Origin of the sequence: Streptomyces sp. NPDC101237, from assembly GCF_044767465.1 — a bacterium.
Classification (GTDB): Bacteria; Actinomycetota; Actinomycetes; order Streptomycetales; family Streptomycetaceae; genus Streptomyces; species Streptomyces gramineus.
In genome coordinates this window covers 113,607-132,783 of record NZ_JBIWNY010000003.1, presented here as the reverse complement: position 1 = coordinate 132,783, position 19,177 = coordinate 113,607, and the positions used below count along the sequence as shown (strand labels likewise).

The window sequence follows — 19,177 nt, the reverse complement described above, 5'->3', positions numbered from 1 at the left end:
GGGGGTCACGCCGTGGTGACCCGCAGGTGCTTCACCCCGTTGATCCACGCGGAGCGCAGCCGGTCCGGGTCGCCGACCAGCCGCAGGCCGGGCATCGCGTCGGCTATCGCGTGGAAGATCAGGTCGATCTCCAGCACCGCGAGGGACTTGCCCAGGCAGTAGTGCGGTCCGCCGCCGCCGAAGCCGAGGTGGGGGTTGGGGTCGCGGGTGATGTCGAAGGTGTCGGGGTCGGTGAAGACCTCGGGGTCGTGGTTGGCCGAGGCGTAGAAGACGCCGACCCGGTCGCCCTTGCGGATCAGCCTGCCGCCCAGCTCGGTGTCCTGGGTGGCGGTGCGCTGGAAGGAGTTGACCGGGGTGGCCCAGCGGACGATCTCCTCGGCGGCGGTCGAGGGCCGCTCGCGCTTGTAGAGGTCCCAGGCCTCGGGGTGGGTGAGGAAGGCGTGCATGCCGTGGGTGATGGCGTTGCGGGTGGTCTCGTTCCCGGCGACCGCGAGCATGAGCACGAAGAAGCCGAACTCGTCGGAGTTCAGGTTGCCCTCGTCCTCGGCGGCCACCAGCGTGGAGACGATGTCCGCGGCCGGGCACCGCTTGCGGTCGGCGGCCATGTTCATCGCGTAGGCGATCAGTTCGGTGGCCGACTCGGCGCCCACCTCCTCGGTGATCGCGTACTCCGGGTCGTCGTACGAGATCATCCTGTTGGACCAGTCGAAGATCTTGGCCCGGTCGTCCTGGGGGATGCCGATCAGTTCGGCGATCGCCTGGAGGGGGAGCTCGCAGGCGACCTCGGTGACGAAGTCGAAGGGTCCCGAGTGGGCGCGGGCCGCGTCGGTGATGGCCAGGGCGCGGGCGCGCAGCCGGTCCTCCAGGGCGCGGATGGAGCGGGGCGTGAAGCCGCGCTGGACGATCTGGCGGACCCGGGTGTGCTCGGGCGGGTCCATGTTCAGCAGGATCAGCCGCTGGGCGTCGATCGCGTCCCGCGGGATGTGCTCGGTGAAACGGATGATCGCCGTGTTGAGCCAGGACGAGAAGAGTTCCGGGTGCGTGGAGACGTACTTGACGTCCGCGTGCCGGGTGACGGCCCAGTAGCCGTCGTCCGCGAAACCGGCGAGGCCGTGCGGCTGCTCGATCCAGCGGACCGGTTCCGCCCGGCGCAGCTCGGCGAACTCCGGCAGCGGCACCCGCCGATGGAGCAGATCGGGGTCGGTGAGGTCGAACCCGTCGGGCAGCGCGGGACAGGGCATGGCGACTCACTCCCACCGTGGACGAACCTGGACAGAGGCACTCCGGCACATTCTGACGGACCATCAGAACGCACTGGTTGCCGGTGAAGGTAGTAACGGGTTCTACAAGTAGCAAGGGGCACGGTCGCCCCAATTGCGTGCACCCCTCTTGCGGTTGCGGACGGCCTGTCAGCAGACTGCACACAGAACTAGTACGCGTTCTAGTTCTGCGTGGCGGGCCGGGCCGGGACGCCCCTGCGCCGCGCGGGCGACCGAGGAGAGGACCGAGCCCCCATGGCCGCGGAACCCGTGATCGTCGAAGCCGTACGCACCCCCATCGGCAGGCGCGGCGGCGCGCTCGCCAACCTGCATCCCGCCTATCTCCTGGGCGAGACCTACCGTGAACTCCTCGGCCGCACCGGCATCCCCGCCGACTGCGTCGAGCAGATCGTCGGCGGCACGGTGACCCACGCCGGAGAGCAGTCCATGAACCCCGCGCGCACGGCCTGGCTGACCGTAGGACTGCCGTACGAGACCGCGGCCACGACCGTCGACTGCCAGTGCGGCTCCTCGCAGCAGGCCGCCCACATGACCGCGAACATGATCGCCGCCGGGGTCATCGACGTCGGGATCAGCTGCGGCGTGGAGGCCATGTCGCGGGTGCCGCTGGGCTCCGGCTCCAAGCACGGACCGGGCAAGCCCTTCCCCGACGAGTGGAACGTCGACCTGCCCAACCAGTTCGAGGCCGCCGAACGCATCGCCCGCCACCGCGGCCTGAGCAGGGACGACGTCGACGCGCTCGGACTGCTCTCGCAGGAGCGGGCGGCGCACGCCTGGGCCGAGGAGCGCTTCAAGCGGGAGACCTACGCCGTGCAGGTGCCGACGACGGAGGAGGAGCAGCACGCCGGGCAGGGCATGTGGCGCCTGGTCGACAGGGACGAGGGCCTGCGCGACACGTCACCGGAGGCGCTCGCCGGGCTGAAGCCGGTGATGCCGACCGCCGTCCACACCGCGGGCAACTCCTCGCAGATCTCCGACGGCGCCGCGGCCGTCATGTGGGCGTCGAAGCGGATGGCCCGCGCCCTGAAGCTGCGCCCGCGGGCCCGGATCGTCGCCCAGGCCCTGGTCGGCGCCGATCCGCACTTCCACCTCGACGGACCGATCGACGCGACCCGGGCCGTACTCGGCAAGGCCGGCATGACCCTCGCGGACATCGACCTGGTCGAGATCAACGAGGCGTTCGCGTCGGTGGTGCTGAGCTGGGCCCAGGTCTTCGAACAGAGCCTGGACAAGGTCAACGTCAACGGCGGCGCCATCGCGCTCGGCCACCCGGTGGGAGCCACGGGCGCCCGCCTGATCACCACGGCCCTGCACGAACTGGAACGCACGGACAAGGAGTTCGCCCTGGTGACCATGTGCGCGGGCGGCGGCCTGGCCACCGGGACGATCCTCCAGCGGCTGTAGCGGCCCGCGCCCCGGCCGGTCCGGGGCCCGCCGCGGCGCGCCGGCGGGGCGGCCCGGAGCGGGTGGGCCGCCCCGCCCGACGCGGTCGCCCCGGAACCGCCGACGGGCCGGGCAGGCAAGGAACGTCCGGCCCGGCCCGTCGGCGCGGGACCGAGGGCCTGCCGGCGCAGCCGGCGGCGCCGGGTCCACGGGCGGCAGCCCGTCCGGTTGCGCCCGCGGGGCGCGAGAAGGATCACAATGGGCGGCCCGCACACCTGCGCCGGAACGGGCATACGTGCCTGCATACACCGCGTTCAGCTGCACACTGCACGGATGCGTGTACGCGACGTAACCGGCCCAAAGCCCCCTATCGTCGCTTTCCGACCCGTCCGGCGCCGCACGGGCCACGCCCCTGTCCCCGTCGAAAGGTAGGCGAGCCCCGTTTTGGCGACCGCCCCAGCCGTCACCCCGTCCGTCCCGGTCCCCGGCCCCCGCAGGGCCGCCGCACCCGCGCCGACCGTCACCGACCCCGCGCTGGTCAGGCGCGCCGTGAAGGCGGCCGCGCTCGGCAACGCCATGGAGTGGTTCGACTTCGGCGTCTACAGCTACATCGCGGTGACGCTGGGCAAGGTCTTCTTCCCGTCCGGCAACCCGACCGCCCAGCTGCTGTCCACGTTCGGCGCCTTCGCCGCGGCCTTCCTGGTCCGCCCGCTCGGCGGCATGGTCTTCGGCCCGCTCGGCGACCGCGTGGGCCGCCAGAAGGTCCTCGCCGTCACCATGATCATGATGGCGGCCGGCACCTTCGCGATCGGCCTGATCCCCTCGTACGCGACGATCGGCGTCGGCGCCCCGATCCTGCTGCTCGCCGCCCGTCTGGTGCAGGGCTTCTCCACCGGCGGCGAGTACGCGGGCGCGTCCACGTTCATCGCCGAGTACGCGCCGGACAAGAGGCGCGGCTTCTTCGGCAGCTGGCTGGAGTTCGGCACGCTGGCCGGCTACATCGGCGGCGCGGGCCTGGTCACCCTGATGACGGCCCTGCTCTCCGACGGCGACCTCACCTCCTGGGGCTGGCGCGTCCCGTTCCTGATCGCGGGCCCGATGGGCGTCATCGGCCTCTACCTGCGGATGCGCCTGGAGGAGACCCCGGCCTTCGCCGCCGAGGTCGAGAAGGCGGAGTCCGCCCGCCCGAAGGTCCCCCTCCGCGCGATGATCACCGGCCAGTGGCGGTCCCTGCTGCTGTGCGTGGCCCTGGTCCTGGTCTTCAACGTCACGGACTACATGCTGCTGTCGTACATGCCGAGCTACCTGACGAGCGAGCTGAAGTACGACGAGACGCACGGTCTGCTGGTGGTCCTCGCCGTCATGACCCTGATGATGATCGTCCAGCCGTTCGCCGGCGCGCTGACCGACCGGGTCGGCCGCCGTCCGGTGATCGCGGCGGGCTGCGCGGGCTTCCTGCTCCTCTCCGTCCCGGCGCTGCTGCTGATCCGCCAGGGCAGCCTGGTCGCGGTCGGCCTCGGCATGGCCGCCCTGGGCCTGCTGCTGGTCTGCTTCACGGCGGCGATGCCGGCGGCGCTCCCGGCCCTGTTCCCGACCCGGGTCCGCTACGGCTCCCTGTCCATCGGCTTCAACGTCTCGGTGTCCCTGTTCGGCGGCACGACCCCGCTGGTGGTGACCGCGCTGATCGGCGCGACCGGCGACATGATGATGCCCGCGTACTACATGATGGCGGCGGCGGTCATCGGCGGCTTCGCGGCCTGGCGGATGAAGGAGACGGCGGGCAGGCCCCTGCCCGGTTCGCCGCCGTCCGTCGAAGCACCCGGCCAGAGCAGTCCGGCGCCGGGGAGCGGAGCCGGTGCGGTCGGTGGCCCGTCGGCCCGGACCCGTGCGCCGATCGGCTGAGTTCCGTACGGTACCGGGGCGGTGGGTCATCTGGTCGTCCACCGTCTCGGTAGTGCTAGGCAGATAGCTGTCAGCGGGCAGTTACGGACATCGGAAAGGCAGCGGACGCATGAGCGGCTCTCAGCTGTGGGACGACGTCGACTTCTACTTCACCAGCCGGCTCTCACCGGACGACGAGGTGCTCCAGGCGGCCCTGCGCGAGAGCGAGGCCGGCGACCTCCCGCCCATCGGCGTGACGCCCGGCCAGGGCAAGCTCCTGCAGCTCCTCGCGCAGATCCAGGACGCCCGGAACATCCTGGAGATCGGCACGCTCGGCGGCTACAGCACGATCTGGCTGGCCCGTGCCCTGCCCGCCGACGGCAGGCTGATCTCGCTGGAGTACAGCGCCCGGCACGCCGAGGTGGCGGTGCGCAACATCGCCCGCGCCGGACTGGAGCGCATCGTCGAGGTGCGGGTCGGCCCGGCCCTGGAGTCGCTGCCCAAGCTCGCCGACGAGAACCCGGCCCCCTTCGACCTGGTCTTCATCGACGCCGACAAGGCCAACAACCCGCACTACGTGGAATGGGCGCTGCGGCTCACCCGCGCCGGCAGCCTGATCGTCCTCGACAACGTGGTGCGCGAGGGACGGGTGATCGACGAGGGGAGCAGCGCACCGGACGTGGTCGGCACCCGTGCCGCGATCGAACTGATCGCCACCCACCCGAGGCTGAGCGGTACGGCGATCCAGACGGTCGGCAGCAAGGGCTACGACGGCTTCGCCCTGGCCCGGGTCCTGGCCTAGGTCCGGACCGGGGCGGTTCTCAAGCCTCGTGGTAGAAGCCCACGTTGACGCTGCGCGGGGCGGTGCGGTCCCGGACGACGATCTCGCCGGAGCCGCCCCGGGGCAGCGCGACCGAGATGCCGTACCCGATGGCCTGGGCGTACTCGCCGACGGTCAGCAGGACCTCGGAGGACGGTTCGGCCTGCGAGCCGCGCAGCCAGGTGACCTGCCAGCCGCCCTCGGGCCCGCACCGGAACTCCAGGTGCACCCGGGAGACGAACAGCCAGTCGTCGGGGGTCGCGAGGCGGCAGACGGAGGCGTCGCGCCCCACTCGCAGCACGGCGCCCGGTTCGCTGGGCGCGTCGGCCATGAGCATGCCGGCCGTTTCGCCCGCGTCCCCGGACACGGAGGCCATGGTGAGTTCGAGCACGTGCTTTCCCCCTGCGCGGTTCCTGGATCGTTCCTGGATCTCCGGCGCATGATAAAACGCCCGGCGCGGCCGCGTCCGGCACAATGAAGTCATGACCGAGCGAAAGCCACCCGGGGTACCGTTCGAGTCCTGGGTCGACAAGCAGATCCGTGACGCGCAGCAGCGCGGTGAGTTCGACCGACTCACCGGTGCGGGGCGGCCGTTGCCGGCCGAGCTGGAGACGTCGTACGACGAACTGTGGTGGGTCAAGCGGAAGATGGCCCGCGAGGGCCTGGCGATGCTGCCGCCGGCCCTCGCGCTGCGCAAGGAGGCCGAGGACGCGCTGGCGGCGGCCTACGCGGCTCCCTCCGAGCGGATCGTCCGGAGCATCCTCACCGAGGTCAACGCGAAGATCCGGGACATGATGTTCAAGCCGCCGCCCGGACCCCCGCTCGGCAAGAAGCCGTACGACGTCGAAGCGGTCGTACTGGAGTGGCGGGAGCGCCGGACGGCGGCGGGGGACGGGGACGGGGGCTCAGATGTGTAGCAGCCGGTCGGCCAGTTCGCGGTAGTCGCGCAGGGCCAGCCGGAGCTGTTCGGTGTCGGCCGTGCCGGGGCGGTCCCGGTCGGTCTCCTGCCAGCTGCCGCGCAGGGTGCGCCGACGCCGGTCGACGGCCTCGGTGAAGCGGGCGCTGAGTTCCTCGAGGGCGCGGTCGGCCTCCTCCACGGCGGCGCGCGGCTCGTCGACGAACTCGGTGACCGCGTGCTGCAGGCGCTGTTCCAGCTGCCCGCACTCCTCCTTCGCCATCAGCGGCTCGCCGTGCGCGGCCCGGTCGCCGTTCACGGCCCGGTCGCCCTGTGCGGTCCGGTCGCCCTGCGCGGCCCGGTCAGCCTGTGCGGTCCGGTCGCCCTGCACGGCCCGGTCGCCCTGCGCGGCCGTCGGCCGGTGGTCCTCGGCCTTGGTGACGTCCCGGGCCTCGTCGGGGGTCCGGCGGCCGGTGGGCGCCTTCTCCGGGGAGTGGCCCGGACCGTCGCCGGCCACTAGGACCGCCTGCCTGGGGGGCTCCTCCAGACCGTCCGTGCGGCCCGCCGCGACGTCCTCGCGCCCGGCGGCGGTCCTCGCGGCGGAGGGATCGCGGCGGCCGGCCGCCGTCTCGCCCGTGCGGTCCTCGCTCCCCGGCACCGCGTCGTCGCCGGGACGTATGTCGCCGCTCATGGACTGGCGGTCGTTCCCTGTCCTCGCGTCGGTCATGTCGGTCAGCTCTCCTTCGGACGGGTCCGGTCGGTGGACCGGGGCAGGTGAGGATGGCTGCCGGTGTCGGCACCGACACCGGCGCGGTGGCGTCGGCCGGTACCGCCGGCCGACGAGGTGACCAGGTCGTCGAAGAGGGAGCGGGCCTCGATCATGGCCGTGCGCATCTCCTCGGTGGCCGCCTGGCTCTGCTGGTCCTCGCGTACGGGGGCCTGGGCGGCACGGTGGACCCGGCGGTAGCCGTCGACGTGGTCGGCGTGGTGCACGGACAGTGCCGCGACCTGGTCGTCGTACTCCGCGCCGGCCGGGAAGCCGCGGGCCGCCGCGACCTCGGCGAGCAGCCGGTCGGCCTCGCTCACGGACTCCCGCGGCGACTCGACGAAATGCTCCTGCGCGGTCGTCCAGCGGGCCGCGAAGGCCTCGCGCTCGGCCTCGTCCAGCGGACGCTCCCGCAGGTCGCCGTGGCGCCGGACCCGCTCGGTGAGCTCCTGCTCGGCCGCCTTGGTGTCGCCGCCGTGCTCGGCCACGACCCGCTCGTACTCGGGCCCGAAACGCTGCTTCAGACCGTGCGGGCCGCTGCTCCTGGAGCGTGCGGCCAACAGGGCCGCGACGACGACCACGGCGGCCACGATCACAATTGCGATGATCAAGCCTGTGGACATGGTTGCCTTCCGGTGTCTCGGCCCGACGGGCCGGCTCGTTCTCCGGGTGACCCGGACGGCGCCCCGCAAACAGCCGGAATCCCGCGGCCGGACCGGATCCGCCGGGAAGCGGGTTGCGCGAACCCCCGTGACCTGTCCGAGACTGCCGTCCATGACCACCTGGACGATCACTCCGGAGCACCCCGGCTCACCCGTCGCCGCCGCCCTGTGGCGGGCGTACTACACGGAGGTCAGCGACCGTTGGTACCTGCGCCACCAGGCCCGGCGCACCGACCCGGACGAGCTGGAACGCGAGATCGCCGCCCGGCCGGGTTCCGAACTCGCGCCGCCCTCGGGGCGGTTGCTGATCGCCCGGTACGGCGGTGCGCCGGCCGGCAGTGCGGGCGTACGGCTCCTGGACCCGGCCACCGCCGAACTCACCCGGGTCTTCGTGCACGAGGGGCTGCGCGGCCGGGGCGGTGCGGCCCTCCTCGTCGCGGCGGCCGAGGACGCGGCCCGCGCGCTCGGCGCCGGGCGGATCGTGCTGGACACCCGCGGCGATCTCGTCGAGGCCCGCGCCCTGTACGCACGGCTCGGCTACACGGAGACGGCCGCGCACAACGACGACGTGTACGCCGAGCACTGGTTCCGCAAGGAACTCGTCAACTGACCTGCCGGGACGCGGGGTTCTGGGGCTGCTCGCGTTCGGCGCCGCACAGTCCGTCGGTCAGGTCGCGCACCAGGCGGTCCAGGTCGGTGGGGCGGTCCGGGGTCCACCAGTCGCCGAGCAGCTCGGCCAGCGACTCCTCCCGTGCCCTGGCGAGCCGTTCGGCGGTCGCGCGGCCCTGCCCGGTCAGGGTGAGGTCCAGGCCCAGCCGGTCCACGAGGTGCCGCTCCTCCAGCTGGCGGGCGCCCTCAAGGACGACGGTCATCGGGACGGCTCCCCGTTCGGCGAGCCGCCCCGGCTCGACCGAGCCGTACCTGCGGATCCGCAGCAGCAGCCAGCCGGCCGCGGGCAGCAGGTCCTCACCGGCCCGCTCGTTGATCTTCCGGTAGATCTCGCGGCGGCCCGCCCTGGTGCCGAGCAGCGACAGCGCCCGGCAGCACTCGTCGTACGACGACCGCTGCACGGGATTGGGCGGGATGGTCTCCGAGACGTCCGGCGCGGTGACCGAGCCGCGCAGCCGGTCCTCCTTGAGGAACCAGGCCAGGACGAAACCGAGGGCGGCGACCGGAGCGGCGTACAGGAAGACGTCGGTGATCGAGGACGCGTAGGCGTGCAGGGCCGCCGGGCGCAGCGCGGGCGGCAGGGCGGCGATGCCGCGCGGGTCGGCCTTGAGGGTGTCCGTGGTGGCACCGCCCGGCAGGCGCACGCCCGAGAAGGCGTCGGCGAGCTTGCCTGCGAGGCGGCTCGCGAAGACCGACCCGAAGATCGCCACGCCGAAGGAGGCGCCGATGGAGCGGAAGAAGGTCGCGCCGGAGGTGGCGACGCCGAGGTCCTCGTAGGAGACGGAGTTCTGCACGATCAGCACCAGTACCTGCATGACCAGGCCGAGGCCGAGGCCGAAGACGAAGAAGTAGGCGCTCATCTCCGGCGTCGAGCTGTGTTCGTCGAGCCGGTGGAGCAGCAGCAGCCCGAAGGTGGTGACGGCGGTGCCGGCGATCGGGAACACCTTCCACCGGCCCGTGTGGCTGACGATCTGGCCGGACACGGTGGACGACAGCAGCAGGCCGATCACCATCGGCAGCATGTGCACACCGGACAGGGTCGGCGAGATGCCGTGCACGACCTGGAGGAACGTCGGCAGGTAGGTCATCGCGCCGAACATGGCGAAACCGACGATGAAGCTGATCACGGCGGCGAGCGTGAAGGTGCGGATGCCGAAGAGCTTCAGCGGCAGCACGGGTTCCGCGGCCCGCCGTTCGACGGCCACGAAGACGACGGCGAGCAGCACTCCGAGCACCACCAGCCCGATGAGCTGCGGCGAGCCCCAGCGCCAGGTCGTCCCGCCCAGTGAGGCCACCAGCACCAGGCAGGTGGCGACGGCGGCGATCAGCGCGGTGCCGAGGTAGTCGATCCGGTGGTGGTCCGACCTGCGCGGGATGCGCAGCGCCACCGCGATCACGGCGAGCGCGACCAGGCCGAGCGGCAGGTTGACGTAGAACACCCAGCGCCAGCTCAGATGCTCGGTGAGCACTCCCCCGAGCAGGGGTCCCAGCACGCTGGTGGTGCCGAACACGGCGCCGAACAGGCCCTGGTAGCGACCGCGGTCACGCGGCGGCACGAGGTCGCCGACGATCGCCATCGACAGCACGATGAGCCCGCCGCCGCCCAGTCCCTGCAGCGCGCGGAAGGCGATCAGCTCGCCCATGCCCCGGGCCGTCCCGCACAGCGCCGACCCGACGAGGAAGATGACGATCGCGGCCTGGAAGAGCCGCTTGCGCCCGTACTGGTCCCCGAGCTTGCCCCACAGCGGGGTGGCGGCCGTGGAGGCCAGCAGGTAGGCGGTGACCACCCACGACAGGTGCTCGAGACCGCCCAGGTCGCTGACGATCGTCGGCAGCGCGGTGGACACGATGGTCTGGTCCAGTGCGGCCAGCAGCAGGCCGAGCAGCAGTGCGCCGATCGGGACGAGCACGTTGCCGGGTACGTGCTCCGCGTCCCTCGCCTGGGTGTGCGTCGTGTCCAGGGCCATGAAGACCTCCCGGGTGCTCTCAGCCGTCTTCCATCGTGGACGGTGTCTCCCGGTACGGCCCGTCGAGCCCTTTTCGCACGCCCCTGAGACAGGCGGATCCCGTGCGCGTACGTGTGGGTGTGCCGCATAGTCTGTGGAGATCGCGAGGGGACGCGAAGGGGAGGGAACGCACACCGTGACGGATACGACCGGGGGCCACCGGTGCCCGGAGTGCGGGGCGCCGAGGGGTGCGGACAACACGCCCTCCTGCGACTGCACCCGGCGGGCGTCGGACGCGCTGCGCGACGCCCGCAGCGCCGAGCAGGCGGCCGCGGAGGACTTCGACCCGTTGCGGATACGGCCGTACGTGGACCTCTCCGGCACCGAGGCAGACACCGTGGCCGACGGCGCCCGGACCGAGCCGCTGCCGGCGGTCGTACCGCCGCCGGTGCCCGAGGAGGCGCCCGAGCCGGTGCCCGTGCCGCCGGCCGCCGTCCCGGTGCCGGCCCGCCGGCGCACGCCCCGGTGGGTGCTGACGGTGTCGGCCGTGGTGGCGGTGGCCGGGATCCTCGCGGTGGCCGGGCTGGCGGGCGGGCTGTTCTCCCGGGTGGTGCCGCAGCGGAACACGGCGGCGCCGAGGGACGTCCGGGAGGGCGTTCCCGACCCGGCGCGGAGCACGGGGTCGCCGTCGGCGGCGGCGCCGGTGACGTCGGCGGCCGGGCGGGCGCCGTCGGTGCCGTCCGCGTCCGCCGCCGCGAGCGTGTCGCCGACGGCCTCGCCGTCGCGGACGGTGAGCGCGAGCCCGTCCGGCACGGCCTCCCGTTCGGTCGCGCCGACCCGGTCGGCGTCGACGACCGGCACGGTCGCCTCCCCCCGGCCGACCCAGGCGCCGGTCCTGCGGCTCGGCGACAGCGGCGCCGAGGTCACCGAGCTCCAGCAGCGGCTGGCACAGCTGAGGCTCTTTCCGGGGACGGCGGACGGGGACTACGACCGCACGACGGAGGGCGCGGTACGGACGTACCAGGTGGCGCGGGGCGTCCTGACCGACGAGTCGGGCGTGTACGGGACGGCCACGCGGGCGGCACTGGAATCGGAGACGACGAAGCCGTAGGGACCCGTCCGGGTCGTGCGCGGGTGCGGGCCCGGTGGGGGCTCGTCGCGCAGTTCCCCGCGCCCCTCGGGGGTTGCCCTCGAACCCGGCTTCAGGACCCACGCCGGAAAGGGGGGCCGGGAACTGCGCGCTCGACCCCCGCCGAACCCGCACCCGCCCGACGACCGATGCACCTTCCCCCTCAGGGGCGCGGGGAACGGCGCGACGGGCAACCGGCGTCAGGACCGCCCCGTCAGCCCACCCGCACCCGCAGGGAACCGTCGGCCGCGGCCTCCACCCGCACCCGCGTCAGATCCGCCACCACCGCGTCCGGTCCGTGCACGCCGGCCCGCGCCCCCACGCCGACCACCCGCATCCCGGCCGCGCGCCCCGCCGCGATCCCCGCGCCGGAGTCCTCGAAGACCACGCAGTCCTCGGGGGCGACGCCGAGTTCGGCCGCGCCCTTCAGGAAGCCCTCGGGGTCCGGCTTGCTCGCGCCCACCGACTCCGCCGTGATCCGCACCGCGGGCAGCGGCAGCCCGGCCGCCGCCATCCGCGCGGTGGACAGTGCCACGTCCGCCGAGGTCACCAGGGCGTGCGGCAGGCCCTCCAGGGAGGCGAGGAAGGCCGCGGCGCCCGGGACCTCCACCACGCCGTCCATGTCGGCGGTCTCCTCGGCCAGCATCCGCGCGTTGTCGGCGAGGTTCTGCCGGACGGGCCGGTCGGGCAGCAGCACCGCCATGGACGCGTGGCCCTGGCGTCCGTGGACGACCTTCATGACCTCGTCGCCGTCCAGCCCGTGCCGCTCGGACCAGCGCCGCCAGATGCGTTCGACGACGGCGTCCGAGTTGACGAGGGTGCCGTCCATGTCGAGCAGAAGGGCGCGGGCGGTGAGGACGGTGGCCGTCATGCGGGGCAGCTCCTAGGCAGACCGGGGGAGGCAGAACAGAGCGGCCCCGCCCGCCGGTCAGGGAAAACGAGCGGGAGCCACTTTGTTTCTCCACGGTACAAAACGGAGCGGTGTTCCCGCCACCGGTGTCGCCGACCGTTCACCGGCTCTTCAGCTCGCCGGGGTGCCCGGCGGGGGCCGCCCGGGTCAGCCGGCGATCGCCTCCCACAGGCTCCACACGCCGAGCGCCAGCATCAGCACGGCCGCGATCTGCGTGATCAGCCGCAGCGGCACCTTCTTCATCAGCGCCTTGCCGCCGACGATGCCGAGCCCGGCCACGGCCCACAGGCCGAGCACCGCGCCGAGGCCGACGGAGAGCGGGTCGTCGTAGCGGGCGGCGAGGTTCGCCGTCATGATCTGCGTGAGGTCACCGAACTCGGCGACCAGGATGAGCATGAACCCGGTGCCCGAGACCTTCCAGAACGACTGGTCGGCGGGCTTGCGGACCTCCTCTTCGCCCTCGTCCTTCTTCAGCAGCAGCACGGCCGCGCCGCCGAGGAAGAGCACGCCGGTCAGGGCGTGCACGATCTGCTGCGGCAGCAGGGTCAGCACGCTGCCGGCCGCGACGGCGAGCACGACGTGCAGGAGGAAGGCGGCCGCGACGCCCGCGAAGACGTAGGACGCCCGGTAGCGCGTGCCCAGGACGAGGCCGGCGAGCGCGGTCTTGTCGGGCAGTTCGGCGAGGAAGATGACGCCGAAGACGAGCGCCGTCACGGTGATGCTGATCAAGGGTCCTCAATCGGTCGGGGCCACCCCACCGAGAGTGCTGCATTTCGCGCGGAACACACGACACCTCGGCACGGCAGCACACATGGATCACCCGCGCCGCCGCACGGCTCGGGTGTGCACTGCTTGCCGAAGGTCTCGCTGGCGGGTCTCGTGACCGAGGCCGCCTCCGGGCGCCGGCTCAGACGGGCTGAGCAGTATGTCGACGGTCCGGCGAAGAGCTACTCCCCTTCAACACCCGCCACGGTACGTGAGGACCGCGCCGATCCCCAAGGCCGGGGTCCCCGGATGTGAGTCACGTCGCACACCTTGTCGTGTCATGCCCACGTCACTAACTTCTAACCGAGCGCTCACCCCACGGCAACACCGGACCGCGAGCATTCCCACGCCCGCGCTCCAACACCCCACCCCCACAAGGGAGTTCGCATGCCGAAATTCTACGCGCGTCGACGGCTCAGCATACTCGCCGCGTTCACCGGCCTGATAGCCTCCGCGGCCCTCCTCGACTCCCCGAGCGCCTCGGCCGCCCTCCCCACCCCGGTCAGCGCGTCCACCGCCCGCACCTACCTCGCCTCGCTCACCGTGGCCACCGAGAACCGCACCGGCTACGCGCGCGACCTGTTCCCCACCTGGGACACCATCAGCGGCACCTGCAACACCCGCGAGTGGATCCTCAAGCGCGACGGATCCAACGTCGTCACCAACTCCGCCTGCACCGCGACCAGCGGCACCTGGTACTCCCCCTACGACGGCGCCACCTGGAGCGCCGCCTCCGACGTCGACATCGACCACCTCGTCCCGCTCGCCGAGGCCTGGGACTCCGGCGCGAGCAAGTGGACCACCGCGCAGCGCGAGGCCTTCGCCAACGACGTCACCCGCCCGCAGCTGCTCGCCGTCACCGACAACGTCAACCAGTCCAAGGGCGACCAGGACCCGGCCACCTGGATGCCGTCGCTGACGTCCTACCGCTGCACCTACGTCCGCGCCTGGGTCCAGGTGAAGTACTACTACAAGCTCTCCGTCGACTCCGCCGAGAAGAGCGCGCTCACCGGCTACCTCTCCGGCTGCTGACGCACCCGGCGACCGCGGCGGTCCCCCTTCCCCCGGCCCTCCGGCCCCGCTCCACCCCCCTTCCCGCGCTCTTTCCCGCGTCGATGCCTCGCCGCCGGCCTCCGTCGTTCCGTACCGTACGGGGCGACGGGGCGGACCAGACCGGGAAAGAGGGCGGGCGAACGTGGCCGGACTGCGCCTGGGACCACTGCTGAGGTACACCGACGGCTCGTCGGCGACCGTCTGGGTCGAGACGAGCCGTCCGTGCACCGCCGAGGTGCGCTGCCCGGACGGGGCGGGCGGCAGCACCCGCACCTTCCAGGTGGCCGGCCACCACTACGCCCTCGTCCCGGTCACCGGCCTGGCCCCGGGCACCTCGACGCCCTACGAGGTGGTCCTGGACGGCACCCGGGTGTGGCCGCCGCCCGGCTCCCCGTTCCCCGCCCCGGTGATCCACGCCCCCGCGGAGGGCGACGAACTCCGCGTGACCTTCGGCTCCTGCCGCTGGGCCGCTCCCCCGGCCGACGGCCACGACCCGGTCGGCGCCGACGCCCTGGACAGCCTGGCCGCACGCGTCGCCGCCGGCGGCGAACGACCGGACGTGCTCCTGCTGCTGGGCGACCAGGTGTACGCCGACGAGACCTCGGCCGCGACCCGCCGCTGGCTGGAAGCCCGCCGCGACCTGTCGGAGCCGCCCGGCGCCGAGGTCGCCGACTACGAGGAGTACACCCGCCTCTACTACGAGTCCTGGCTCGATCCCGAGGTGCGCTGGCTGCTGTCCACCGTGCCCAGCTGCATGATCTTCGACGACCACGACGTCGTGGACGACTGGAACACCTCCGCCGCCTGGCTCTCCGACATCCGCGCCACACCCTGGTGGCGGGAGCGGCTGCTGAGCGGGCTGATGTCGTACTGGGTCCACCAGCACCTCGGCAACCTCTCCCCCGCCGAACTGGCCGCCGACCCGCTCTACGCCGCCGTACGCGCCTCGCCCGACGGAACCGACGAGCTGCGCGCCTTCGCGGCGAAGGCCGACGCCGACCCGGCCTCGGTGCGCTGGAGCTACCGGCGCGACTTCGGGCGGGTACGGCTGCTGATGGTGGACAGCCGGGCGGCACGGGTGCTGGACGAACACGACCGCGCCATGCTCGACCCCGGCGAGGCCGAGTGGCTGCGCGAACAGGCCCTCGACGACCGGGAGTCCTGCGACCACCTCCTGCTCGGCACCTCACTGCCCTGGCTGCTGCCGCACCTCGTACACGACCTGGAGGCCTGGGACGCGGCGCTGTGCCGGGGCGAACGGGGCACTCGCTGGGCCCGGTTCGGGGAGCGGCTGCGGCGCGCGGCGGACCTGGAGCACTGGGCGGCCTTCCCGGCCTCCTTCGCCGGCCTGGCCGACCTCATCGCCCGCACCGGCTCGGGCCCCCAGGCCCCCGCGTCGATCTGCGTGCTCTCCGGGGACGTCCACCACGCCTACGTCGCCGAGCCCGCCTGGCCGTCCGGCACCGGACCCGCCTCCCGTGTGCTCCAGCTCACCTGCTCGCCCGTGCACAACTCGGTGCCGCCGACGATGCGGGCCGGCTTCCGGTTCGGCTGGAGCGCGCCCGCCCGGTTCCTCGGCCGCCGGTTCACCCGGCACGGGCGCTGCGCCGAACCGCCGGTGACCTGGCGGAAGAAGGGCGGCCCGTGGTTCGGCAACCAGCTCATGACCCTGACCCTGCACGGCCGTTCGGCCCGCCTCAGGCTGGAACGGGCCCGGCGCGGCGGCACCCTGGAGACCCTGGAGGAGTCCACCCTCACCGCCCCATGAGGGACATCCGAGTCGAGTGGGGTGCGCGTTGGCTTCTGTGCGCGCCGACGGCATGATGAGGCGGACCGTCCGCTTCCTCATCCCGTGCGGGCGGTGTTCCTGCCCAGCGCCCCCACACGCCCGGGAGTCACGTCGTTGTCTGTCTCGCCCCAGGAATCCGCCCCGGTCGCCGTCGCCCTGGTCGGCGCAGGACCGCGCGGCACCAGCGTCCTGGAACGCCTGTGCGCCTCCGCGCCCGAACTGCTGCCCCCCGGAGCGCGCCTGACGGTGCACGTGATCGACCCGGCGCCACCGGGCCCCGGCCTGGTCTGGCGCACCACGCAGCCGGCGGACCTGCTGATGAACACCGTGGCCGGCCAGGTCACCCTGTTCACCGACGACAGCGTGGAGTGCTCGGGCCCGGTCCGGCCCGGCCCCAGCCTGCACGAGTGGGCGGCCGGCGAACTGGACGCCGACGACTACCCGACGCGCGCCCACTACGGCCGCTACCTGGAATGGGTGTTCGCCGCGACGGTCGCCGGGGCACCGCGGACGGTCCGCGTCCGGACCCACCGCGCCCGAGCCGTACGCCTCGCCGACGACCCCGACGGCCGCCAGACGCTCACCCTCGACGACGGGCACGCCCTGACCGGCCTGGCGGCGGTGGTGCTGGCCCAGGGCCACCTGCCCGCGGCACCGACCCCCGAGGAGCGCGGCCACCTGGCCCACGCCGCCCGGCACGGCCTGCGCCACCTGCCCCCCGCCAACCCGGCCGACGTCGACCTCACTCCGATCGCCCCCGGCGAACCGGTACTGCTGCGCGGCCTCGGCCTCAACTTCTTCGACCACCTGGCCCTGCTCACCTCCGGCCGCGGCGGCCGGTTCGCCCGCACCCCCGGCGGCGTCCTGCGCTACACGCCCTCGGGCCGCGAACCCCGCCTGTACGCCGGTTCCCGGCGGGGCGTCCCGCACCAGGCGCGCGGCGACAACGCCAAGGGCCCGTACGGCCGGCACGTCCCGCTGCTGCTCACCCCCGAGACGATCGCGAGCCTGCGCAAACGCGCGGACTCCGGCGAGGCGCCCGACTTCCTCGCCGAGGTCTGGCCGCTGGTGGCGAAGGAGGTCGAGGCGGTCTACTACACCGCCCTGACCGGCGACCCGGACCTCGCCGAACGGCTCCTGACCGCCGACGGACGGCACGAGGAGAGCGCCGTCCTCGACCGGGCCGGCGTCCCGGCGGCGGACCGCTGGTGCGGGCGGCGCCTCCAGCACCCCTACGGAGAGCGGGAGTTCACGGATCCGGCGGACTGGCACGACTGGCTCCTCGGGCACCTGCGCGCCGACGCGGCCCAGGCCGCCCTCGGCAACGTCCGCGGCCCGCTCAAGGCCGCCCTGGACGTCCTGCGCGACCTGCGCAACGAGATACGGCTGGTCGTCGACCACGGCGGCCTGACCGGCGCCTCCCGCCGGGCCCACCTGGACGGCTGGTACACCCCGCTCAACGCCCACCTGTCCATCGGACCGCCCCGCGGACGCGTCGAGGAGCTGACCGCGCTCCTGGCGGCCGGCGTGGTCACCGTGCTCGGCCCCGGCCTCGAAGTGGACCGGACCGACGGCGCCTGGGTGGCGCGCTCACCGCGGGTGCCCGGCTCCGAGGTCCGGGTCACCACCCTCATAGAGGCCCGCCTCCCCGAGCCGGACCTGCGCCGCACCCGCGACGAACTGATGGCCGGGCTGCTGCGCGAGGGCGCGTGCCGCCCGCACCGGGTGGACGGCCACGAGACCGGCGGCCTGGACGTGACGCCGCGCCCGTACCGGCTGATCGACCGCCACGGCCTGGCGCACCCGAGGAGGTTCGGCTTCGGCGTGCCCACCGAGGGCGTGCACTGGGTGACGGCGGCGGGCGCCCGGCCCGGCGTGGACTCGGTGACGTTGTCCGACGCCGACGCCATCGCGCGGGAGGTCCTGCGCACCGCCGCCGCGGCGAGCGGGGACGGGCCGCGGCCGGAGCGCTCGGGCGCCGGACGGGACACGCCGGTGGCCGCTTAATCCTTTGCGGATTCCGCAAACCCCCCGTGAAACTCCTGTCACACCCTCCGCGTACGCTGTATGGCTGACGTCGGGGGGCACAGCAGGACAATCACGGGGGAACCGTCGTGTGGGACAGCATGGGGTCGCTGGAGGCCGGGCCATGGATATACGCCATGGTGGCCCTCTCCGTGCTGCTTGATGTGTTCCTGCCGGTCCTGCCCAGCGGCGTGCTGGTCATCACCGCCGCGACCGCGGCGGCAGCGGGCACCGGGGCGGCCCCCGGCCACGTCCCGCACGTCGTGCCCGACATCCTCGCGCTGACCTTCTGCGCCGCCGCCGCGTCCGTCCTCGGCGACTTCGCCGCCTACCGGCTGGCCCGGCGCGGCGGCGCCCGCCTGGACCGGGCCATCGCCCGCTCCCGGCGGCTGAGCAGCGCGCAGGAACGTCTCGGCGAGGCCCTGTCCCGCGGCGGCGGCGCCCTCGTGGTGCTGGCCCGCTTCGCCCCGGCCGGCCGCTCGATCGTCTCCCTCGGCGCCGGCGCCGCCCACCGCCGCGTCCGCGAGTTCCTCCCCTGGTCCGCGCTGGCGGGCCTCAGCTGGGCGGTCTACAGCGTCGCCCTCGGCTACCTGGGCGCCCAGTGGCTGGGCGCGACCTGGCTGGCGACGGCGGTGTCGGTGGTGGCGCTGTTCGGGGCGGGAGCCGGGGCGGGCTTCCTCGTGCGAAGACGCCCGGCCTGACACCGGGCCCGGCCCGGACACCCCAGGCCACCCCCAGCCGGCTGGCGCCGGGCGCCGCACGAACCCCGGGCCGAGCCCACCGGACCCCACCGGACCCCACCGGACCTCACCGCACGGCCACCCGGCCCGGCACCCGCCCGGATGTCCGACCAGCCCCGACGGGTCCCCGCGCAGACACCCGCCCCGGCTCGCCCGGCCCCACCATTCGAACACCCGGCCCGGCCCGGCCCACCGGGGGCCGTCGCCTCAGCCGGTGGCCTCGTGCGGGGTCCGTCCGCGTACCTCCAGGCCGCCGAGCAGCGCGGCGGTGGCCTCCGCGACCGCGTCGACCGCCCGCTCGAACACCTCCCGGTTGTGCGCGGCCGGCGTCCGGAACCCGGACACCTTCCGCACGTACTGCAACGCGGCGGCTCGGATCTCTTCCTCGGTGGCCTCCGCGGCCAGCTGAGGCGGACGCAGGGTCTTGATGCTCCGGCACATGCGCCCAGTCTCCCGCAGCGCCC

18 protein-coding genes are annotated in these 19,177 nt (G+C 73.5%); 10 read left to right on the top strand and 8 right to left on the bottom strand.

Going from position 1 to position 19,177, the window contains the following annotated elements; all coding sequences use genetic code 11:
- Positions 1–5 precede the first annotated feature (5 nt).
- Positions 6–1,241, bottom strand: coding sequence for a cytochrome P450 (locus tag ACIRQ9_RS06460; RefSeq protein WP_404167767.1), 1,236 nt, complete (start codon positions 1,239–1,241; stop codon positions 6–8).
- Positions 1,242–1,514: 273 nt separating this feature from the next.
- Here ACIRQ9_RS06460 and ACIRQ9_RS06455 point away from each other — a divergent pair, with 273 nt between their 5' ends.
- The 3 genes from ACIRQ9_RS06455 to ACIRQ9_RS06445 all read left to right on the top strand — a co-directional run bounded on the left by ACIRQ9_RS06455 (position 1,515) and on the right by ACIRQ9_RS06445 (position 5,346).
- Complete coding sequence (locus tag ACIRQ9_RS06455; protein WP_362169934.1) at positions 1,515–2,684, top strand: steroid 3-ketoacyl-CoA thiolase; 1,170 nt, start codon at positions 1,515–1,517, stop codon at positions 2,682–2,684.
- 423 nt (positions 2,685–3,107) lie between these two features.
- Positions 3,108–4,565 carry a glycine betaine/L-proline transporter ProP gene (proP, locus tag ACIRQ9_RS06450; RefSeq protein ID WP_404167765.1) on the top strand — a complete coding sequence of 486 codons (1,458 nt, stop codon included), beginning with the start codon at positions 3,108–3,110 and terminating at the stop codon, positions 4,563–4,565.
- Positions 4,566–4,674: 109 nt separating this feature from the next.
- Positions 4,675–5,346, top strand: coding sequence for an O-methyltransferase (locus ACIRQ9_RS06445; RefSeq protein ID WP_404167763.1), 672 nt, complete (start codon positions 4,675–4,677; stop codon positions 5,344–5,346).
- A gap of 19 nt (positions 5,347–5,365) precedes the next feature.
- On the opposite strand, the gene ACIRQ9_RS06440 is transcribed toward ACIRQ9_RS06445, so the two are convergent.
- On the bottom strand, positions 5,366–5,755 hold the full coding sequence (locus ACIRQ9_RS06440; protein WP_404167761.1) for a hypothetical protein: 390 nt from the start codon (positions 5,753–5,755) through the stop codon (positions 5,366–5,368).
- Between the two features lie 91 nt (positions 5,756–5,846).
- On the opposite strand from ACIRQ9_RS06440, the gene ACIRQ9_RS06435 reads away from it, so the two are divergent.
- Positions 5,847–6,281, top strand: coding sequence for a DUF1992 domain-containing protein (locus ACIRQ9_RS06435; RefSeq protein WP_404167759.1), 435 nt, complete (start codon positions 5,847–5,849; stop codon positions 6,279–6,281).
- Here the strand turns inward: ACIRQ9_RS06435 and ACIRQ9_RS06430 are convergent.
- Entirely contained in the window at positions 6,270–6,986 is a 717-nt protein-coding gene (locus tag ACIRQ9_RS06430; protein WP_404167757.1) for a hypothetical protein, read from the bottom strand. The two genes, ACIRQ9_RS06435 and ACIRQ9_RS06430, sit on opposite strands and share 12 nt — an antisense overlap.
- A gap of 5 nt (positions 6,987–6,991) precedes the next feature.
- A complete protein-coding gene (locus ACIRQ9_RS06425) occupies positions 6,992–7,648 on the bottom strand; it encodes a hypothetical protein (protein WP_404167755.1) in 657 nt (218 codons plus the stop codon).
- A 151-nt stretch (positions 7,649–7,799) separates the two neighbouring features.
- Here ACIRQ9_RS06425 and ACIRQ9_RS06420 point away from each other — a divergent pair, with 151 nt between their 5' ends.
- Positions 7,800–8,297 (top strand): GNAT family N-acetyltransferase, encoded by a 498-nt coding sequence (locus tag ACIRQ9_RS06420; RefSeq protein ID WP_404167754.1) that lies wholly within the window; start codon positions 7,800–7,802, stop codon positions 8,295–8,297.
- Here the strand turns inward: ACIRQ9_RS06420 and ACIRQ9_RS06415 are convergent.
- Positions 8,290–10,323: a DHA2 family efflux MFS transporter permease subunit gene (locus ACIRQ9_RS06415; protein WP_404167752.1), complete on the bottom strand. Its 2,034-nt coding sequence runs from the start codon at positions 10,321–10,323 to the stop codon at positions 8,290–8,292. The two genes, ACIRQ9_RS06420 and ACIRQ9_RS06415, sit on opposite strands and share 8 nt — an antisense overlap.
- Before the next feature lie 175 nt (positions 10,324–10,498).
- On the opposite strand from ACIRQ9_RS06415, the gene ACIRQ9_RS06410 reads away from it, so the two are divergent.
- The gene (locus ACIRQ9_RS06410) at positions 10,499–11,413 is read left to right on the top strand and encodes a peptidoglycan-binding protein (protein ID WP_404167750.1); all 915 of its coding nucleotides are present in this window, start codon (positions 10,499–10,501) and stop codon (positions 11,411–11,413) included.
- A 232-nt stretch (positions 11,414–11,645) separates the two neighbouring features.
- On the opposite strand, the gene ACIRQ9_RS06405 is transcribed toward ACIRQ9_RS06410, so the two are convergent.
- On the bottom strand, positions 11,646–12,302 hold the full coding sequence (locus ACIRQ9_RS06405; protein ID WP_404167748.1) for an HAD-IA family hydrolase: 657 nt from the start codon (positions 12,300–12,302) through the stop codon (positions 11,646–11,648).
- Positions 12,303–12,488: 186 nt separating this feature from the next.
- Positions 12,489–13,070 carry a TMEM165/GDT1 family protein gene (locus tag ACIRQ9_RS06400; RefSeq protein WP_351325469.1) on the bottom strand — a complete coding sequence of 194 codons (582 nt, stop codon included), beginning with the start codon at positions 13,068–13,070 and terminating at the stop codon, positions 12,489–12,491.
- A gap of 423 nt (positions 13,071–13,493) precedes the next feature.
- Between ACIRQ9_RS06400 and ACIRQ9_RS06395 the strand changes: the two genes are divergently transcribed.
- From ACIRQ9_RS06395 to ACIRQ9_RS06380, 4 genes are all read left to right on the top strand, one after another.
- A complete protein-coding gene (locus tag ACIRQ9_RS06395) occupies positions 13,494–14,138 on the top strand; it encodes an HNH endonuclease family protein (RefSeq protein ID WP_404167746.1) in 645 nt (214 codons plus the stop codon).
- 163 nt (positions 14,139–14,301) lie between these two features.
- On the top strand, positions 14,302–15,927 hold the full coding sequence (locus tag ACIRQ9_RS06390) for an alkaline phosphatase D family protein (protein ID WP_404167744.1): 1,626 nt from the start codon (positions 14,302–14,304) through the stop codon (positions 15,925–15,927).
- Positions 15,928–16,062: 135 nt separating this feature from the next.
- Positions 16,063–17,955 carry an FAD/NAD(P)-binding protein gene (locus tag ACIRQ9_RS06385; RefSeq protein WP_404167742.1) on the top strand — a complete coding sequence of 631 codons (1,893 nt, stop codon included), beginning with the start codon at positions 16,063–16,065 and terminating at the stop codon, positions 17,953–17,955.
- Positions 17,956–18,110: 155 nt separating this feature from the next.
- Positions 18,111–18,674: a DedA family protein gene (locus ACIRQ9_RS06380; protein WP_404167740.1), complete on the top strand. Its 564-nt coding sequence runs from the start codon at positions 18,111–18,113 to the stop codon at positions 18,672–18,674.
- A gap of 246 nt (positions 18,675–18,920) precedes the next feature.
- Here ACIRQ9_RS06380 and ACIRQ9_RS06375 read toward each other — a convergent pair whose 3' ends face one another.
- Positions 18,921–19,154 (bottom strand): DUF2277 domain-containing protein, encoded by a 234-nt coding sequence (locus ACIRQ9_RS06375; RefSeq protein ID WP_404167738.1) that lies wholly within the window; start codon positions 19,152–19,154, stop codon positions 18,921–18,923.
- Positions 19,155–19,177: the final 23 nt, after the last annotated feature.

Bases quoted from the DNA above. Each gene is read 5' to 3' on its own strand.
- ACIRQ9_RS06460 (WP_404167767.1), bottom strand. From the start codon at position 1,241: ATGCCCTGTCCCGCGCTGCCCGACGGGTTCGACCTCACCGACCCCGAT.
- ACIRQ9_RS06455 (WP_362169934.1), top strand. From the start codon at position 1,515: ATGGCCGCGGAACCCGTGATCGTCGAAGCCGTACGCACCCCCATCGGC.
- ACIRQ9_RS06445 (WP_404167763.1), top strand. From the start codon at position 4,675: ATGAGCGGCTCTCAGCTGTGGGACGACGTCGACTTCTACTTCACCAGC.
- ACIRQ9_RS06435 (WP_404167759.1), top strand. From the start codon at position 5,847: ATGACCGAGCGAAAGCCACCCGGGGTACCGTTCGAGTCCTGGGTCGAC.
- ACIRQ9_RS06430 (WP_404167757.1), bottom strand. From the start codon at position 6,986: ATGACCGACGCGAGGACAGGGAACGACCGCCAGTCCATGAGCGGCGAC.
- ACIRQ9_RS06425 (WP_404167755.1), bottom strand. From the start codon at position 7,648: ATGTCCACAGGCTTGATCATCGCAATTGTGATCGTGGCCGCCGTGGTC.
- ACIRQ9_RS06420 (WP_404167754.1), top strand. From the start codon at position 7,800: ATGACCACCTGGACGATCACTCCGGAGCACCCCGGCTCACCCGTCGCC.
- ACIRQ9_RS06415 (WP_404167752.1), bottom strand. From the start codon at position 10,323: ATGGCCCTGGACACGACGCACACCCAGGCGAGGGACGCGGAGCACGTA.
- ACIRQ9_RS06405 (WP_404167748.1), bottom strand. From the start codon at position 12,302: ATGACGGCCACCGTCCTCACCGCCCGCGCCCTTCTGCTCGACATGGAC.
- ACIRQ9_RS06395 (WP_404167746.1), top strand. From the start codon at position 13,494: ATGCCGAAATTCTACGCGCGTCGACGGCTCAGCATACTCGCCGCGTTC.
- ACIRQ9_RS06380 (WP_404167740.1), top strand. From the start codon at position 18,111: ATGGTGGCCCTCTCCGTGCTGCTTGATGTGTTCCTGCCGGTCCTGCCC.
- ACIRQ9_RS06375 (WP_404167738.1), bottom strand. From the start codon at position 19,154: ATGTGCCGGAGCATCAAGACCCTGCGTCCGCCTCAGCTGGCCGCGGAG.